Here is a 17,787-nt window from a genome sequence, read left to right on the forward strand (position 1 = left end):
CGTCGTGGGCGCCCGTCGGACCAAGACGCGTAAGCCGCCGCCCTTCCCGGCCGGACCCAGCGATCCCGCCCTGCTCGCCGAGGCGCTGGCGCAGTTGGAGCGCATGGTCGGTCTCGAACCGGTCAAGCGGCAGGTCAAGGCGCTCTCGGCGCAGTTGAACATGGCCCGGCTGCGGGCCGAGCAGGGCCTCCCCGTCCAGCCACCGAAGCGTCACTTCGTCTTCTCCGGCCCCTCCGGCACCGGCAAGACCACCGTGGCGCGCATCCTGGGCCGGGTCTTCTACGCCCTCGGGCTCCTCGGAGGCGATCATCTGGTCGAGGCTCAACGGTCCGATCTGGTCGGGGAGTTCCTGGGGCAGACGGCAGTGAAGGCCAATGAGCTGATCGACTCGGCCCTGGGCGGGGTGCTGTTCGTCGACGAGGCGTACAGCCTGGCCAACTCCGGTTACAGCAAGGGCGACGCGTACGGCGACGAGGCGCTCCAGGTCCTCCTCAAGCGGGCCGAGGACAACCGGGACCACCTCGTCGTCATCCTCGCGGGTTACCCGGAGGGCATGGACCGGCTGCTCGCCACGAACCCGGGGCTCTCCTCCCGCTTCACCAGCCGGGTCGACTTCCCCAGCTACCGGCCGCTCGAACTCACCGCGATCGGGAGCGTGCTGGCCGCGGAGAACGACGACGTGTGGGACGAGGAGGCGGTGGACGAGCTGCGCTCCATCAGCGGCCATGTGGTGGACCAGGGCTGGATCGACGAGCTGGGCAACGGCCGCTTCCTGCGGACGCTGTACGAGAAGAGCTGCGCCTACCGTGATCTTCGGCTCTCCGGTTATCCGGGCGAGCTGACCCGGGAGGACCTGTCGACGCTGCGGCTGGCGGACCTGATGCAGGCCTACGGCGAGGTGCTGTCGGGGCGCGGCCCGGTGGGCCGGGGCAAGCAGGAGCCGGGCGCGGGCTGACGCCGCGCCGGGGGTGTCACGCCCGGCGCGGCGTCAGCTCAGTGCACGAGGGCTCCGGGCGCCGGAAGCTCCGGCGTCCTCGGCGCGTCCACCGTGCGGCGGGGCACCGAGACCGTCCGGTGGGCCGGGTCGTGGACCTCCCCCACCAGCGTCTCCAGGACGTCCTCCATGGCGACCAGGCCGAGGATCCGGCCCGAGGCGTCCGCGACCTGCGCCAGGTGCGTCGCGGCCCGGCGCATCACGGTCAGGGCGTCGTCCAGCGGGAGTTCGGCCCGTACGGTCGCCATCGGGCGCCAGATCTGCTGCGGGACCGCGCGGTCGGCGTCCTCCAGCTCCAGGACGTCCTTGACGTGGAGGTAGCCCATGAAGGGGCCGCCGCCGTCCGCGCAGACCGGGAAGCGGGAGAAGCCGGTGCGCACCGTGAGCTCCTCGATGCGGCGCGGGGTCACGGACGGGTCGACCGTGACCAGGGACGCCCGCTCCAGCAGGACGTCGGCGACGGGCCTGCTGCCCAGTTCGAGGGCGTCCTCCAGACGTGTCGCCGCCTCCGGTCCGAGGAGGCCGGCCTGTCCGGAGTCCTCCACGAGCCGGTTGAGCTGCTCGCTGGTGAAGACGGCCTCCACCTCGTCCTTCGGTTCGACGCCGAACAGCCGCAGCACCAGCCCGGCGCAGGCGCCCAGCGCGGTGGTGACCGGACGGCAGAGCCGGGCGAACGCGACCAGACCGGGGCTCAGCCACAGTGCGGTCCGCTCGGGCGCCGCCATCGCGAGGTTCTTCGGGACCATCTCGCCGATGACCAGGTGCAGGACGACCACCGACAGGAGCGCGAGGGCGAAGCCGAGGGGGTGGACGAGCCCGTCGGGGACGTGCGCCGCGTGGAAGAGCGGCTCCAGGAGATGGGCGAGCGTCGGTTCGGCGACGGCTCCGAGGGTGAGGGAGCAGACGGTGATGCCGAACTGGGCCGCGGCCATCATCTGCGGCAGGTTCTCCAGCCCGTGCAGGACCGTACGGGCCCGGCCCGAGCCCTGTGCGGCGAGCGGTTCGATCTGGCTGCGGCGTACGGAGACGAGGGCGAACTCGGCGCCGACGAAGAATCCGTTCGCCAGGACGAGGAGGGCGGCGAGGAGGAGTTGGAGCAGGCTCATCGCGCGGCCTCCAGCAGTGCCGGTGCGACCCGGTCCGGCAGCGGGTCGGGCACCCGGGTGAACCGGACCCGTTCGGCGCGGTTGTGGCCGACCTGGCGGACGGAGATCCGCCAGCCGGGGAGTTCGGCCCGGTCGCCGGGGGCGGGGATGCGGCCCAGCAGTCCGGCGACGAGCCCGGCGACGGTCTCGTAAGGTCCCTCGGGCACATCGAGTCCGCTGCGGCGCAGGGTGTGCACCCGGCAGCTGCCCTCGGCGTCCCACACCGGGCGGCCGTCCTCGCCGGGGACGGCGGTCAGCTCGGGGCGGCCCGCGCCCTCGGCGTCGTGCTCGTCGCGGACCTCGCCGACGAGCTCCTCGATGATGTCCTCCAGGGTGACGACGCCGGCGGTTCCGCCGTACTCGTCGACGACCACGGCTATCGGCTGTTCGTGGCGCAGCCTTCGCAGCAGCGCCTCCACCGGCAGCGTCCCGGGCACCAGGAGCGGGGGGACGGCGATCCGTCCGGCCGGGGTGCGCAGGCGTTCGGGGGCGGGGACGGCGAGGGCGTCCTTGAGGTGGACCATGCCGATGACCTCGTCGATGCGGTCCCGGTAGACCGGGAAGCGGGAGAGGCCGGTGGCGCGGGTGAGGTTGAGGACGTCCGCGGCGGTCGCGGTGGAGTGCAGGGCGCTGACCTTCACCCGGGGGGTCATGACGTGCTGGGCGGTGAGACCGGCCAGCGAGAGGGTCCGGACGAAGAGGTCGGCGGTGTCCTGTTCGAGTGCTCCGGCCTCGGCGGAGTGCCGGGCCAGCGAGACCAGCTCGCCCGGGGTGCGGGCGGAGGCCAGTTCGTCGGTGGGCTCGACGCCCAGGAGCCGCACCAGCCGGTTGGCCAGGGCGTTGAGGAGGGTGATCACCGGTCGCAGGAGCGCGGCGAAGCGGGCCTGCGGTCCGGCGACGAAGCGGGCCACCTGGAGCGGCCGGGAGACCGCCCAGTTCTTGGGGACGAGTTCGCCGACGACCATCTGCACGGCCGAGGCCAGCAGCATGCCGACGACGACGCCGACGCCCGGGACGGCCCCCGCGGGGAGTCCGGCGGCGGTGAGGGGTCCGGCGAGCAGCTGGGCGAGGGCCGGTTCGGCGAGCATGCCCACCACCAGGGAGGTGATGGTGATGCCGAGCTGGGTGCCGGAGAGCTGGAAGGAGAGTTCGCGCAGGGCTTCGACGACGGTACGGGCCCGTCGGTCGCCTTCGGCGGCGGCACGTTCGGCGTCGGGCTTCTCCACGGTGACGAGCCCGAATTCGGCTGCCACGAAGAATCCGTTGGCGAGGATGAGGAGAAAGGCCGCTCCGAGGAGCAGCAGGGGGGTGGTCATGAGGCCGCCGCCTCCGGGGAAGGGGCGGCGCAGGTACTACCGGACGATCCGTCCATTGCTGGAGGGAGTCACTCCTTGGGTGGCAGGGAAAGCCCCGCGGGCCCGGGAAGGGGCCGTGGAACGGGCGGGGCGGGGCGCGCGGGGCGCCGCCGCCCACCAGAGTAGACAAGAACGCCCCGCGCCGGGCAGGGGCTCAGTGGCTTTCGGGTGACCTCGGCCCGGACAGCCTCTCAGCCGCCGGCCGGGGTGTCGCCGGTCCCGGAGCCGTGCGACTCGGCGAGGGAGCGCAGGGCGCGGGCGTCGCGGATGGCCTGCTGCTTGGCCAGACCGGGCTGGATACCGAGGGCGGGCAGGCTCGTTCCGTCGCTGAGGTCGAGGAAGACCCAGGGGTCGCCGGAGCGCAGGTTGACGCGGAGGATCTCCTCCCACGCCAGCCTGCGGGTCAGGGTGAGGTTGACGACGGTGACCCCGGTGTCGTCGGCGGTGACCCTGGGCCTGCTGAGCAGGGCCAGGACACCGAAGAAGAGCGCCGCGACGAAGACGAACGTGATCCGCTCCCCCGGGTTGAGCCGCTCCAGCATCAGGGCGATGACGGTGATGACGAGGAACATCGCCAGGCCCGTGCTCAGCAGGACCACCCGGGTGAGGGTGGGCCGGAAGGTGACCGGCAGGGTGGGCTGTTCGGGCCTGGGCGCGGACATCGGGTCTTCTCTCGGGGGGTGCGGGCGGGCCGGGACGCTAGGTGGTGTCTTGCCGACAACGCCGCGAGGTGCGGCACCAGACCCCGCGAGCCCGGCGTGATCGGCAAGACACCCCCTAGAGGCGGCAGGCGTGGATGGCCGTGGTGAGGATGGCGCGGGCGCCGAGCTCGTACAGGTCGTCCATGATCCGCTGGGCCTCCTTGGCGGCGACCATGGAGCGTACGGCGACCCAGCCCTCGTGGTGCAGCGGGGAGATGGTCGGCGACTCCAGGCCCGGGGTGAGGGCGACGGCGCGCTCCAGGTGCTCGACGCGGCAGTCGTAGTCCATCATCACGTAGGACCGGGCGACCAGGACGCCCTGGAGGCGGCGGAGGAACTGCTGCACCTTGGGGTCGTCGGCGGGGGCGCCGTTGCGGCGGATGACGACGGCCTCGGAGGTCATGATCGGCTCGCCGATCACTTCGAGTCCGGCGTTGCGCATGCTGGTGCCGGTCTCGACCACGTCGGCGATGATCTGGGCGACGCCGAGCTCGATGGCGGTCTCGACGGCGCCGTCGAGGTGGACGACGGACGCCTTGACGCCCGCCTCGGCGAGGTGGGCGGCGACGATGCCCTCGTAGGAGGTGGCGATCGTCATGCCGTCGAAGTCCTGCGGGCCCGCCGCGGTGCCGGGCTTGGTGGCGTAGCGGAAGGTGGAGCGGGCGAAGCCGAGCTGGAGGATCTCCTCGGAGTCGGCCGCGGAGTCCAGCAGCAGGTCGCGGCCGGTGATGCCGATGTCGAGCTTGCCGGAGCTGACGTAGATCGCGATGTCGCGGGGGCGGAGGTAGAAGAACTCGACCTCGTTCGCCGGGTCGACCAGGACCAGTTCCTTCGACTCCTTGCGCTGCTGGTAGCCGGCCTCATGGAGCATCGCCATCGCAGGCCCGGAGAGTGAACCCTTGTTGGGAACGGCGATGCGCAGCATGAGGTCGGCTTCCTTCGTGCGGAGGGAGTGTGCGGGCGGTTTCGCGGTGGTGCCGCCCGGGCCGGGCCCGGGCGGCGGCATTGAGGTCGGCTCAGAGATGGGCGTAGACGTCGTCGAGCGAGATGCCGCGGGCGACCATCATCACCTGGACGTGGTACAGCAGCTGGGAGATCTCCTCGGCGGCGGCTTCCTTGCCCTCGTACTCGGCCGCCATCCAGACCTCGGCGGCCTCCTCGACGACCTTCTTGCCGATGGCATGCACGCCCTTGCCCACCAGTTCGGCGGTGCGGGAGGTCGCGGGGTCGCCCTCGGCGGCCTTGAGCTGGAGCTCGGTGAAGAGCTCTTCGAAGGTTTTGTTGGCCATGATGGTCCTCAGAATACGGGGTCGCCGGAGGGCACTCAGCGCCAGGGTTCGCTGACGGTGCGCAGCGTGGCCGCGGTGGCCACGGCGGCGGTGACCGCTTCGTGCCCCTTGTCCTCGTTGGAGCCTTCGAGGCCGGCCCGCTCCAGCGCCTGTTCCTCGGTGTCGCAGGTCAGTACGCCGAACCCGACGGGAACACCGGTGTCGACGGTGACCTGGGTGAGGCCGAGGGTGACGCCCTGGGAGACGTACTCGAAGTGGGGGGTGCCGCCCCGGATGATCACGCCGAGGGCGACGATCGCGTCGTAGCCGCGTCCGGCGAGCACCTTGGCGACGACGGGCAGCTCGAAGCTGCCCGGGACGCGGAGGAGGGTCGGCTCGTCGATGCCCAGCTCGCGCAGGGCGCGCAGGGCGCCGTCGACGAGTCCGTCCATGACCTTCTCGTGCCACTGGGCCGCGATCACGGCCACGCGCAGGTCGCCGCAGTTGCGTACGGACAGTTCGGGTGCACCCTTGCCGCTCATGTCTCTCCTGATGCTGGTTACGTGGTGTTCGGTGGTTCGCGTCACTGGTTGGCGCAGGTCGACGCGGGGGCGCCGTCCAGCCAGGGCAGGTCATGGCCCATCCGGTCACGCTTGGTGCGCAGGTAGCGCAGGTTGTGCTCGCCGGCCTGGACGGGCATGGGTTCCCGGCCGGTGACGGCGAGGCCGTGGCGGACGACGGCGGCGGTCTTGTCGGGGTTGTTGGTCATCAGCCGCAGGCTGCGCACGCCGAGGTCCGCGAGGATCTGGGCGCCCGCCGCGTAGTCGCGGGCGTCGGCGGGCAGGCCGAGCTCCAGGTTGGCGTCGAGGGTGTCCACGCCGCGCTCCTGGAGTTCGTACGCGCGCAGCTTGGAGAGCAGGCCGATGCCACGTCCCTCGTGGCCGCGCAGATAGACGACGACGCCCCGGCCCTGCTCGGTGACGCGCCGCATGGAGGCGTGCAGCTGGGGGCCGCAGTCGCAGCGCTGGGACTGGAAGATGTCGCCGGTCAGGCACTCGGAGTGGATCCGGACGAGGACGTCCTCGCCGTCGCCGATGTCGCCGTGGACCAGGGCGACGTGTTCGACGCCGTCGACGCTGGAGCGGTAGCCGTACGCGGTGAAGTCGCCGAACGCGGTGGGCAGCCGGGTCTCGGCCTCGCGGCGGACGGTCGGCTCGTTGCTGCGTCGGTAGGCGATCAGGTCCTCGATGGAGATGATCGTCAGGCCGTGCTTGCGGGCGAAGGGGATCAGCTCGGGCAGCCGGAGCATGACGCCGTCCTCGCCCGCGATCTCGACGATGGCCCCGGCGGGGCGGAGCCCGGCGAGCCGGGCGAGGTCGACGGCGGCCTCGGTGTGGCCGTTGCGGGCCAGGACGCCGCCGGAGCGGGCGCGCAGCGGGAAGATGTGGCCGGGCCGGACGAAGTCGCCGGGGCCGGCTACGCCGCCCGCGAGCATGCGCAGGGTGGTGGCGCGGTCGGCGGCGGAGATGCCGGTGGTGACGCCGTGCGCGGCGGAGGCGTCGACGGAGACGGTGAACGCGGTCCGCATCGACTCGGTGTTGTGCTCGACCATCTGGGGGAGGTCGAGTCGTTCCAGCTCGTCGCTCTCCATGGGCGCGCAGATCAGACCGCGGCACTCGCTCATCATGAAGGCGACGATCTCCGGGGTGGCCTTCTCGGCCGCGATGACGAGGTCGCCCTCGTTCTCGCGGTCCTCGTCGTCCACGACGACGACGGGCCGGCCGGCGGCGATGTCGCGGACGGCCTGCTCGACCGGGTCCAGGGAGAGGTTCTCGGGGAGCGGTCCGTGGCCGGGGTGCAACCAGGTGGGCTGGGCAGTCATGCCGTGGCTCCTTCCAGAGCGGGTGTCCGCGTACGCAGCCACCAGTCGCGCATCCCCCACAGGACGAGGGCGCCGTAAATGACGTAGACGAAGCCGGAGAAGGCGAATCCGTTGGCGAAGTTCAGCGGGACGCCGACCAGGTCGACGAGGAGCCAGGCGAACCAGAACTCGACCATGCCGCGGGCCTGGGCGTACATCGCGACGACGGTGCCGACGAAGATGTACGCGTCCGGCCAGGGGTCCCAGGACAGTGACGGGAAGGCGGTGAACAGGCCGCCGACGGCCAGGGTGCCGAGAGCGGCGGCGCCGATCAGCACGCCGCGCTCGCGCCAGGTGGCGAAGCGGACGGCTATGGAGCCGTCCTGGGCCCGCTGGCGGCCGCGGTTCCAGGACCACCAGCCCCACAGGGCGACGACGATGACGACCAGCTGCTTGCCCGCGCTGCCGGAGAGGTGCGCGGAGGCGAAGGCGACGAGCAGGATCACACCGGAGAGGAGCTGGGCGGGCCAGGTCCAGATCGAACGCCGCCAGCCGAGGGCCAGGGCGATCAGGCCGACGATGTTGCCGATCATGTCCGACCACTTGATGTGCTGGCCGAACACGGTGAAGGCCTCGGAGTTGAGCCAGTTCGCCGCGTTCATCGCGGGTCCTGTCCGGCCCGGTCGCCGAGCAGCCGCTCGACGTACTTGGCCAGCACGTCCACCTCCAGGTTGACCGGGTCGCCGGGCTGTTTGCGGCCGAGCGTGGTCAGGGCGAGGGTGGTGGGGATGAGGCTGATGGTGAAGTGGTCGGCCGCCGCGTCGACGACGGTGAGGCTCACGCCGTCGACGGTGATGGAGCCCTTCTCCACGACGTACCGGGTCAGCTCGGGCGGCAGGGATACCTTGACGAGCTCCCAGTGCTCGGAGGGGGTGCGCTCGACGATGGTGCCGGTGCCGTCCACATGGCCCTGGACGAGGTGCCCGCCGAGCCGGCCGCCGAGCGCCATCGGGCGCTCCAGGTTGACCCGGGAGCCGGTGGTGAGCGCGCCGAGGCTGGAGCGCTTCAGCGTCTCGGCCATCACGTCGGCGGTGAACTCGCCGTCGGCGGTGTCCACGACGGTGAGGCAGACGCCGTTCACCGCGATGGAGTCGCCGTGCTTGGCGCCCTCGGTGACCACGGGGCCGCGCAGCCGGAAGCGGGAGGCGTCCGCCAGCTGCTCGACGGCGGTGACCTCACCCAGTTCTTCGACAATTCCGGTGAACACTCAGTTTCCCTTCCGAGCAGGGGCGGGGACGGCGGTGATGCGCAGATCGGGGCCGATCGGCACGGTCTCGGTCACATCGAGGCGCAACGCCTCGGCGATCGTGGAGATTCCGGCGTCGGCGAGGGCGGCGGGGCCGGCACCGAGGAGCACCGGGGCGAGATAGCCGACGACCTTGTCGACCTTTCCCGCGGCGACGAACGCGCCGGCGAGGGTGGGGCCGCCTTCGAGGAGTACGGAGAGGACGCCGCGCCCGTGCAGGGCCCCGAGGAGGGCGTCGAGGTCGAGGCCGGGTCCGGCGGCGGCACGGGGCAGGCGCAGGACGGCGGCCTCGGGAAGGTGACCGGCCGGGGCGTCGTCGGCGACGGCGATGAGGGTGGGCGCGGTGTCGTCCAGGATCCGGGCGCCGGGCTTGACGGCGGTGGCGTCCGTGTCGAGGACGACCCGCAGCGGCTGGGTGACGCCGTCGATGCCGCGTACCGCCAGCTGGGGGTCGTCGGTGCGGGCGGTGCCGGAGCCGACGAGCACGGCGTCGGCCTCGGCGCGCAGCCGGTGGACGTCGGCGCGGGCCTCGGGCGAGGTGATCCAGCGGCTGGTGGCGTCGGCGGCGGCGATCCGGCCGTCGAGGGTGGCGGCGTACTTCCACAGGACGTACGGCCGCCCCCGGCGCACCGAGGTCAGCCAGGCGGCGTTGCCCGCCCCGGCCTCCTCCGCGAGGAGGCCCTGCTCGGCCCGGACCCCGGCGTGGCGCAGGGTGTCGCCGCCGCCGGCCGCCCCCGGGTTCGGGTCGGCGACCGCGTACACGACGCGGCTGATCCCGGCGGCCAGGAGGGCCTGGGAGCAGGGGCCGGTGCGCCCGGTGTGGTCGCAGGGTTCGAGGGTGACGTAGGCAGTGCCGCCGCGGGCCCGCCCGCCGGCCGCGCGCAGGGCGTGGACCTCGGCGTGCGGCCCTCCGGCGCGCTGGTGGAAGCCTTCGCCGGCGACGGCTCCGGCGGCGTCGGTGATCACACAGCCGACGACCGGATTGGGGCTGGTGGAGCCGAGACCGCGCGCCGCGAGCGTGATCGCTCGGCGCATGGCGGTGATGTCGGCTGCGGTGTCCACCGGGTCCTCCTGCCTCTTCGGGCACGGACTCCGGGGCCTGTCGATGACGACAGATAGAGCGGCTCACCAGCGGAAACGCCGAAAACCCGAGAACGGGAACGCCAGGAACGCACGGCGTCACGGGAGAATCCCGGCCATGCGTCCGCCGACGGCGGCGTACCGATGACAACCCGCCGCGCACTGCCTCCCATCCGGACTTTCACCGTCGGTCCAGGAATCTCACCTGGTCAACCGGCCGCTGGCTGCGGACGGGTCGCGGACTATAACCGCCGGTTCGGAATTGCACCGACCCCGGAGTGCGCTGCTACTGGTACGGAACCAGTCTGCCACGGACGCCTCACGGCCATGCGAGTGAGCAGTGTGGGCTGGGTCACAGGAAACCTGGCGCGTTTCCGTCGGCGAGAAGTCGACAACGTAGTCAACGGGGGGTCACAGGGAAGCCATCGGGAAAGTTGACGCTTAAAGGTCCAGACCTATTGACGCACTGGTCTAGTCCTCTTAATCTCTGCGTCACCTCCGAGGTTCGGTCCGGCGGTGTGCGCACACCAGGACCCCGACACGACCCACCCCCCTTTGCCAGTTGTGTTCTGCCGACCTCCCCAGGAGGAACGACCACATGCTGTCCCCCACCCGAGCGAGAGCCACGCTCCTCGCCGCCGGCGCCGCTGTCGCCGGCCTGCTGATGACCTCCCTCGCCGCCACCCCGTCGGCCGCCGCCACCGACCACGAGTCCTGTCGCCCCGACGGGCTGTACAAGACCCCCGGCGTCGACACCCCGTACTGCACCGTCTACGACGGTGAGGGACGCGAGAAGATGGGCGCCGACCACAAGCGCCGCGTCATCGGCTACTTCACCAACTGGCGTACCGGCAAGGACGGCAAGGACGCCTACCTGGTCCCCGACATCCCCTGGGACAAGGTCACGCACCTCAACTACGCCTTCGCGCACGTCGACGGCTCCAACAAGCTCTCGGTCGGCCCCGACAGCGCCGACAACGCCTCCACCGGGATGACCTGGCCCGGTGTCGCAGGCGCCGAGATGGACCCGACGCTCCCGTACAAAGGCCACTTCAACCTGCTGACCAAGTACAAGAAGCAGCACCCCGACGTGAAGACCCTGGTCTCCGTGGGCGGCTGGGCCGAGACCGGTGGCTACTTCGGCCCGGACGGCAAGCGCGTCAACTCCGGCGGCTTCTACTCGATGGCCACCAACGCCGACGGCTCGGTCAACCAGACCGGCATCAACACCTTCGCCGACTCGGCCGTCACCTTCATCAAGAAGTACGGCTTCAACGGCGTCGACATCGACTACGAGTACGCGACGTCCATGAAGGACGCGGGCAACCCCATGGACCACACGCTGGCCAACGGCCGCCGCGCGGGCCTGGTGAAGGGCTACGACGCCCTGATGAAGACCCTGCGCGAGAAGCTGGACCGCGCGGGCGCCGCCGACGGCAAGCACTACCTCCTGACCGTCGCCGCCCCGTCCTCCGGCTACCTGCTGCGGGGCATGGAGACGTACCAGATGCAGAAGTACCTGGACTACGTCAACATCATGTCCTACGACCTGCACGGCGCCTGGAACGAGTACGTCGGCCCGAACGCCCAGCTGTTCGACGACGGCAAGGACAACGAGCTGGCACAGGCGGGTGTCTACACCACATCGCAGTACGGCGGGGTCGGCTACCTCAACACCGACTGGGCCTACCACTACTTCCGCGGCTCGATGCCGGCCGGCCGCATCAACATCGGCCTGCCGTACTACACCCGCGGCTTCAAGAACGTGCAGGGCGGCACCGACGGCCTGTGGGGCAAGGCTGCCACGACCGCCTGCCCGGCGGGCGCGGGTCTGACCAAGTGCGGTGACGGCGCGGTCGGCATCGACAACCTGTGGCACGACAAGGACGACAACGGCAAGGAATCGCCTGCCGGTTCCAACCCGATGTGGCACGCGAAGAACCTGGAGAAGGGCATCGTCGGCGACTACGTCACCGACTACGGCTTCCCCGCGAACACCCAGCTGACCGGCGCCTACGTCCGCAAGTACGACTCCACGCTGGTCGCCCCGTGGCTGTGGAACGCCCAGAAGAAGGTGTTCCTCTCCACCGAGGACGAACAGTCGGTGAAGGCCAAGGCCGACTACGTCGTGGACAAGGGCATCGGCGGCACGATGATCTGGGAGCTGGCGGGCGACTACCAGTGGAACGCGGCGAAGGGCCAGTACGAGACCGGCGACACGCTCACCACCGCGATGTACGACGCCTTCAAGTCGGCGGCCCCGTACGGTGCGAAGCGCTCCACGGTCACCCTGCCCACCGAGGCCGTCAACATCGATGTCTCCTTCAACCAGTTCGCGCTCGGTGACTCCAACTACCCAATCAGCCCGAAGCTGAAGATCACCAACCGGACCCAGGCCACGCTGCCCGGCGGCACGGAGTTCCAGTTCGACTACTCCACCTCCGCCCCGGCCAACGCCAAGGACCAGTCCGGCTTCGGTACGTCGATCCTCCGCAGCGACCACACGGCCGCCAACAACATCGGCGGGCTCAAGGGCCCCTACAACCGGGTCTCACTGAAGCTCCCGGCCTGGCAGACGCTGGCCCCCGGCGCCTCGGTGGAGCTGGACTTCGTCTACTACCTGCCGACCTCCACGCCGTCGAACTGGACCGTGACCTTCGGCGGGAAGTCCTACTCCCTCATGGGTGACCTGGCCCGGGGCACCACCGTGGTCGAGCCCGGCACCGGGACCAACCCCACGCCGACCCCGACGCCGGACCCGACCGGCCCGACGCCGACCCCGACCCCGACGCAGCCGGGCGGCAACTGCTCGGCCGCGGCCTGGAACGCGGCCACCGAGTACGGCGGCGGCTCCACCGTCAGCCACGGCGGCCACCAGTGGAAGGCCTCGTGGTGGACGAAGGGCGAGACGCCCGGATCCGCCGGCCAGTGGGGTGCCTGGAAGGACCTCGGCGCCTGCTGAACCCTTCTCCGACCGCCCGGTGGTGAGCGGCTCCACCCCTCCGTCCACCACCGGGCGACCGGCCCCGTCGTCCCCGGCCCCGGCGTCCACCGCCGGGGCCGGGGGCGTTGCCGGGGCCGTCGACCGGTCCCGGTCGCTTTCCGGCGGGCCGGACCCCGTTCTGGCAGGCTGGCAGCATGACGACGATTCTGGTCACCGGCGCCACCGGAACCCTCGGCCGGCAGGTCGCGGAGCGGCTGCGCACCGAAGGGGCCGACGTCCGCGGTCTCAGCCGCCGCTCCCCCTCGTACGCCGTCGATCTGCGCGACGGCAAGGGGCTGGACGCGGCGGTCGAGGGGGCGGACGTGATCGTCCACTGCGCCTCGGCCCCGCGCGGTGGCGACGATCTGGCGGCGGGGTATCTCATCGACGCGGCGAGGCGGGCCGGGACGCCGCATCTCCTCTACATCTCGATCGTCGGCGTGGACCGGCTGCCGCTGGGCTACTACACGCTCAAGCACCGGGTCGAGCGGATGATCGAGGACTCCGGGCTCGGCTCGACGATCCTGCGGACCACGCAGTTCCACGACCTGGTCCTGCGCATCCTGTCCGGCGCGGCGAAGCTGCCCGTGCTGCCGGTGCCCTCCGGTGTCCGGGTCCAGCCGGTCGACAGCGGCGAGGTCGCCGACCGGCTGGCGGCCCTGGCGCTGGGCGGGCCGGCGGGCCGGGTGCCCGACCTGGGCGGCCCCGAGGTCCGCGGGTTCACGGACCTGGCCGGGACGTTCCTGCGGGCCACCGGACGCAAGCGGCGGGTGGTACCGGTCCGGCTGGCGGGCAAGGCGTACGCGGGCTACCGGCACGGCGACCACCTGGCGCCCGGGAACGCCACGGGGACCGTGACGTTCGAGGAGTTCCTCGACCGCCGCCACCGCCACCCGGCCTGAGCCGGACCGGTCCGCCGGCGCGTGCGCGGCTGTGGCCGGCCGGTCAGCCCTCCGGCGCGAACAGCGCGTCCTGCGCCGCGTCCCGGGCGGTGATCAGCGCACCGCGCAGCACGGCCCCGTCGCCCAGCGAACCGGCACGGACCTCGGTCCGCAGGGGTGACATCGCGGCCAGCCGCTCCTCGACCCGGGCGGCGAGCGCGGCCCCGCCCGCGTGTCCGACGGCCCCGGCGAGCAGGACGCAGCCGGGGTCGAGCACCGAGACGACGGCGGCTGCGCCGAGCGCGAGGCGGTCCGCCAGCTCCTTCAGGAAGGGCTCGCCCGCCTCCCCCGCTCCCAGGGCGGTCCGCACCGCGGCCACGGCCGCCGCCTCCTCCCGGCCGTCGGTCACCGCGCCGGGATCCACGAGGCCGTGCGCGGCGGCGAGTTCGCACAGCGCCGCGGAGCCGGCCAGAGAGTGGAAGCCGCCCTCGCAGTTGACCGACGAGGGCAGCCCGCTCACTCCGGGTACGGGGAGGAACCCGATCTCGCCCGCGCCGCCGGACGCACCCTGACGCAGCTTGCCGTCCAGCATGACGGCGGCCCCGATCCCCTGGCCGAGCCAGAGCAGGACGAAGGTCTCCCGCTCGCGGGCGGCGCCAAACCGGTGTTCCGCGACGGCCGCGAGGTTGGTCTCGTTCTCCACCAGGACGGCGGCGGGGAGCCGCCGCTGGAGCTCCCGGACCAGGCCCCGGTGCCAGGCGGGCAGGCCGGTACTGTCGCGCAGTTCGCCGGTGCCGGGGTCGATCAGCCCCGGTGCTCCGACCCCGACGCTGTGCAGCGGGACGGACCCGGCCGCGCGGGCGGTGCGCTCCAGCAGGGCGGCGGCCCGCTCGACGGCCGGTTCGGTACCGGTGTCGCTGCCGATGGGCAGGGAGCCCTCGGCGAGCGTGGCCCCCAGCAGGTCGGTGACGACCACGCTGACGCTTCCGAGCCGCACGTCGAGCGCCGCGAGATGGGCCCGGTCGGCGACGATCCCGTACAGCTTGGCGTTGGGTCCGCGGCGGACGGCCCCGGACTCGCCCACGACCTGGATCAGCCCGGCCCCCTGAAGCCGTTCGACGAGGTCGGCGACGGTCGGGCGGGACAGTCCGGTCGACGTCTTGAGCTGGGTGGCCGTCAGCGGGCCGTCCTGCTGGAGCAGCCGCAGGGCGAGCCGGTCGTTGATGGCCCGAGCCGTGCTCGGTGATGCGGGCATACCGGGATCCTTCCAGATCACCGCCCCGCCGCTTTCCGGGGCCGCGAAGTAACGACTATTTATCAGGCAGGGTTCCTGATAGTTTACGGCCCGCATCGTCGCACGGGGGCGCCGGGACCGCCGGCATCCGAGGATTCCCAGGGGAGGGACACGACGGCATGAGAGACGACCCGACCGTCACGGTCTACAGCACGGAGCAGGTGAAGCGGGCGCGGATCGCCATCGCCGCGGTCTTCACCGTCCACGGGGCGGTGACCGGCAGTTTCGCGACCCGGGTGCCGTGGATCCAGGACCACGCCGGAGTGAGCGCGGGCCAGCTCGGTCTGGCGCTGGCCTTCCCGGCGATCGGCGCGTCGATCGCGATGCCGCTCGCCGGCCGGATCAGCCACCGGTTCGGCGCGCGGACCGCCCTGCGGGGGCTGCTGGCGCTGTGGACGCTGGCGCTGATCCTGCCCGCGCTCGCACCGAGCCTGGTGACCCTGTGCGCGGCGCTGTTCGTCTACGGGGCGACCGCCGGGATGTCCGACGTGGCGATGAACGCCCTGGGCATCGAGGTGGAGAACCGTCTCGACAAGTCGATCATGTCGGGCCTGCACGGCATGTGGAGCGTGGGCGCGCTGATCGGTTCGGCGGCGGGCACCGTCGCCGCGCACACCGCGACCGACGCCCGGCTCCACCACGCCATCGCCGCCCTGGTGCTCACGGCTGCGGGGCTGATCGCCTGCCGGGGCGTCCTCGATCTCCAGAGCCGCCCGGACGAGGAGCCGCCGCCGCGTTTCACGCTGCCGCCGAAGTCGGCCCTGATCATCGGGGCGATCGGGTTCTGCGCGGTGTTCGCGGAGGGCGCGAGCCTGGACTGGTCGGCGGTCTATCTGCGGGATGTGCTGGACAGCTCGGACGGTCTCGCCGCCGCGTCCACCACGGCGTTCACCCTGACGATGGCCCTGGCCCGGATCGCCGGGGACCGGATCGTCGACCGGTTCGGCGCGGTCCGTACGGTGCGGACCGGCGGGCTGATGGCCACCGCGGGCGGGCTGCTGGTCGTGTTCTCGCCCTCTCCCGCCGCCGCGATGTCCGGCTTCGCGCTGCTGGGCCTCGGTGTGGCGGTCGTGGTCCCGCTGGCCTTCGCGGCGGCCGGGCGCAGCGGGCCGAACCCGAGTCAGGCCATCGCGGGCGTCGCCACCATCACGTACACCTCCAGCCTGATCGCCCCCTCCGCGATCGGCTCGCTGGCCGAGGCCACCTCCCTGGTGGTGTCGTTCGGCGTGGTGACGGTGCTGGCCTTCGGCCTGGTGCTGGGCGCCGGGGTGCTGCGGTCGGCCGACCGGAAGGTCACCGGCTCGGCGGCCGGAAGCGGTACGACGACGAAGAGCGCGACCGGGAGCTGATACGGGACCGGGCGGCGGTGCGCACGGGTGCGGCGGCCCGGGACACGGTACGGCGGCGCGCGGCGGGAGACCTCCGCGTGGCCGCCGCTCGGCGCACCACTACCATGGCGCTGATCTTTTCCGCAGGTGAACACCGAAGACCGGGTCGCAGACCGGCCGGCACACCGAGCAGACCTTCAGGGAGCATCCATGAGCCTCGGCGTGCGCTGGACCTTGCACGGCGACGGGAAGACACCGGCGCCCGGGGCGGTGGTCCGCCCCGACGAGCGGCTCTCCTGGCCCCGTACGTTCGGACTCGGCGCACAGCACGTGGTGGCGATGTTCGGGGCGTCGTTCGTCGCTCCGGTCCTGATGGGCCTCGACCCGAACCTCGCGATCATGATGTCCGGCGTCGCGACCGTGATCTTCCTGCTGGCGACGAAGGGCCGGGTGCCCAGCTATCTGGGCTGTTCGCTCTCGTTCGTCGGCGTCGCGGCCACGATCCGGGCGAGCGGAGGCGACGCCGCCACCATCACGGGCGCGGTCTTCGTGGTCGCGGTGGCCCTGTTCCTCGTGGGTCTCGCCGTGCAGCGGTTCGGCGCGCGGATCATCCACGCGGCGATGCCGCCGGTGGTGACGGGCGCGGTGGTGATGCTGATCGGCTTCAACCTGGCTCCGGTGACCGCGTCGACGTACTGGCCGCAGGACCAGTGGACGGCACTGGCGGTGATGCTGTTCACCGGCCTCGCCGTGGTGTGCCTGCGCGGCTTCCTCTCCCGGATCGCGATCTTCCTGGGGCTGATCTTCGGATACGTGCTGTCCTGGGTCCTCGACCTGACGTTCGGCAAGATCCACTCGCCGGTGGCCGGTGGTGCTGCCACCGACCACTGGCGCCTCGACCTGTCCGCCGTCGGCTCGGCCGACTGGATCGGGCTGCCGTCCTTCCACGCACCGAGCTTCGAGCTGTCCGCGATCCTGGTGGCGCTGCCCGTGGTGATCGCCCTGATCGCGGAGAACGCCGGGCATGTGAAGGCCGTGGGCGAGATGACCGGCGACTCCCTGGACGACAAGCTCGGCACCGCCATCGCGGCGGACGGCGCCGCGTCGATGCTCTCCACCGCCGTGGGCGGGCCGCCCAACACCACCTACTCCGAGAACATCGGCGTGATGGCCGCGACCCGCGTCTACTCCACCGCCGCGTACTGGGCGGCGGCCTGCTTCGCGCTGCTGTTCGGTCTGTGCCCCAAGTTCGGCGCGGTCGTCGCCGCGATCCCGGGCGGGGTCCTGGGCGGGATCACCGTGATCCTGTACGGGATGATCGGCCTGCTCGGTGCGCAGATCTGGCTGAACGGCCGGGTGGACCTGCGTAATCCGCTCAACCTCGTCCCGGCGGCCGCGGGCATCATCATCGGCGTCGGCGGGGTGAGCCTGAAGATCACAGACAACTTCGAACTGGGCGGCATCGCCCTCGGCACGATCGTCGTGATCACCGGCTACCACGCCCTGCGTGTGATGGCGCCCGCCCATATGAAGGGCTGGCTCTTATACACATCTGACGCTGCCGACGACTAGTCGAGTGTAAGCTTCGGAA

General features: G+C 71.8%; 16 protein-coding genes and 1 riboswitch. Of the genes, 5 read left to right on the forward strand and 11 right to left on the reverse strand.

Going from position 1 to position 17,787, the window contains the following annotated elements:
- A partial coding sequence (locus HET64_RS23610) for an AAA family ATPase (protein ID WP_215108677.1) occupies window positions 1–955 on the forward strand: 955 nt, incomplete at its 5' end.
- Window positions 956–993: 38 nt separating this feature from the next.
- Here HET64_RS23610 and HET64_RS23615 read toward each other — a convergent pair.
- The 10 genes from HET64_RS23615 to ribD form a co-directional block, all read right to left on the reverse strand.
- Window positions 994–2,100, reverse strand: a complete 1,107-nt coding sequence (locus HET64_RS23615) for a hemolysin family protein (RefSeq protein ID WP_215108679.1) — start codon at window positions 2,098–2,100, stop codon at window positions 994–996.
- Window positions 2,097–3,455, reverse strand: a complete 1,359-nt coding sequence (locus HET64_RS23620; protein WP_215108681.1) for a hemolysin family protein — start codon at window positions 3,453–3,455, stop codon at window positions 2,097–2,099. The genes HET64_RS23615 and HET64_RS23620 overlap by 4 nt, the downstream gene beginning before the upstream one ends.
- 230 nt (window positions 3,456–3,685) lie before the next feature.
- A complete protein-coding gene (locus HET64_RS23625; protein WP_215108683.1) occupies window positions 3,686–4,156 on the reverse strand; it encodes a PH domain-containing protein in 471 nt (156 codons plus the stop codon).
- 115 nt (window positions 4,157–4,271) lie between these two features.
- Window positions 4,272–5,120 carry an ATP phosphoribosyltransferase gene (hisG, locus tag HET64_RS23630; protein WP_215108685.1) on the reverse strand — a complete coding sequence of 283 codons (849 nt, stop codon included), beginning with the start codon at window positions 5,118–5,120 and terminating at the stop codon, window positions 4,272–4,274.
- A 91-nt stretch (window positions 5,121–5,211) separates the two neighbouring features.
- Complete coding sequence (locus HET64_RS23635; protein WP_015607321.1) at window positions 5,212–5,484, reverse strand: phosphoribosyl-ATP diphosphatase; 273 nt, start codon at window positions 5,482–5,484, stop codon at window positions 5,212–5,214.
- A gap of 35 nt (window positions 5,485–5,519) precedes the next feature.
- Window positions 5,520–6,005 (reverse strand): 6,7-dimethyl-8-ribityllumazine synthase, encoded by a 486-nt coding sequence (gene ribH, locus HET64_RS23640; protein WP_215108687.1) that lies wholly within the window; start codon window positions 6,003–6,005, stop codon window positions 5,520–5,522.
- Window positions 6,006–6,046: 41 nt separating this feature from the next.
- Window positions 6,047–7,345, reverse strand: a complete 1,299-nt coding sequence (locus tag HET64_RS23645; protein WP_215108689.1) for a bifunctional 3,4-dihydroxy-2-butanone-4-phosphate synthase/GTP cyclohydrolase II — start codon at window positions 7,343–7,345, stop codon at window positions 6,047–6,049.
- Window positions 7,342–7,986, reverse strand: coding sequence for a nicotinamide mononucleotide transporter family protein (locus HET64_RS23650; protein WP_215108691.1), 645 nt, complete (start codon window positions 7,984–7,986; stop codon window positions 7,342–7,344). Before HET64_RS23650 ends, HET64_RS23645 begins: the two co-directional genes overlap by 4 nt.
- On the reverse strand, window positions 7,983–8,591 hold the full coding sequence (locus tag HET64_RS23655; RefSeq protein WP_215108692.1) for a riboflavin synthase: 609 nt from the start codon (window positions 8,589–8,591) through the stop codon (window positions 7,983–7,985). Before HET64_RS23655 ends, HET64_RS23650 begins: the two co-directional genes overlap by 4 nt.
- A complete protein-coding gene (gene ribD, locus HET64_RS23660; protein ID WP_215108694.1) occupies window positions 8,592–9,692 on the reverse strand; it encodes a bifunctional diaminohydroxyphosphoribosylaminopyrimidine deaminase/5-amino-6-(5-phosphoribosylamino)uracil reductase RibD in 1,101 nt (366 codons plus the stop codon).
- 173 nt (window positions 9,693–9,865) lie between these two features.
- Window positions 9,866–9,996: riboswitch (FMN riboswitch) on the reverse strand.
- 312 nt (window positions 9,997–10,308) lie between these two features.
- Between ribD and HET64_RS23665 the strand changes: the two genes are divergently transcribed.
- Both HET64_RS23665 and HET64_RS23670 read left to right on the forward strand, forming a co-directional pair.
- Window positions 10,309–12,672: a chitinase C-terminal domain-containing protein gene (locus tag HET64_RS23665; RefSeq protein WP_215108696.1), complete on the forward strand. Its 2,364-nt coding sequence runs from the start codon at window positions 10,309–10,311 to the stop codon at window positions 12,670–12,672.
- A gap of 176 nt (window positions 12,673–12,848) precedes the next feature.
- Window positions 12,849–13,595 (forward strand): SDR family oxidoreductase, encoded by a 747-nt coding sequence (locus tag HET64_RS23670; RefSeq protein WP_215108698.1) that lies wholly within the window; start codon window positions 12,849–12,851, stop codon window positions 13,593–13,595.
- Window positions 13,596–13,638: 43 nt separating this feature from the next.
- Here the strand turns inward: HET64_RS23670 and HET64_RS23675 are convergent, their stop codons facing one another.
- Window positions 13,639–14,829, reverse strand: coding sequence for an ROK family transcriptional regulator (locus HET64_RS23675; RefSeq protein WP_215108700.1), 1,191 nt, complete (start codon window positions 14,827–14,829; stop codon window positions 13,639–13,641).
- A gap of 158 nt (window positions 14,830–14,987) precedes the next feature.
- Between HET64_RS23675 and HET64_RS23680 the strand changes: the two genes are divergently transcribed.
- Window positions 14,988–16,217, forward strand: a complete 1,230-nt coding sequence (locus tag HET64_RS23680) for an MFS transporter (protein WP_215108702.1) — start codon at window positions 14,988–14,990, stop codon at window positions 16,215–16,217.
- A gap of 189 nt (window positions 16,218–16,406) precedes the next feature.
- Window positions 16,407–17,768: a uracil-xanthine permease family protein gene (locus HET64_RS23685; protein WP_215108704.1), complete on the forward strand. Its 1,362-nt coding sequence runs from the start codon at window positions 16,407–16,409 to the stop codon at window positions 17,766–17,768.
- Window positions 17,769–17,787 lie beyond the last annotated feature (19 nt).

Source organism: Streptomyces sp. McG3, from assembly GCF_018619185.1.
Classification (GTDB): Bacteria; Actinomycetota; Actinomycetes; order Streptomycetales; family Streptomycetaceae; genus Streptomyces.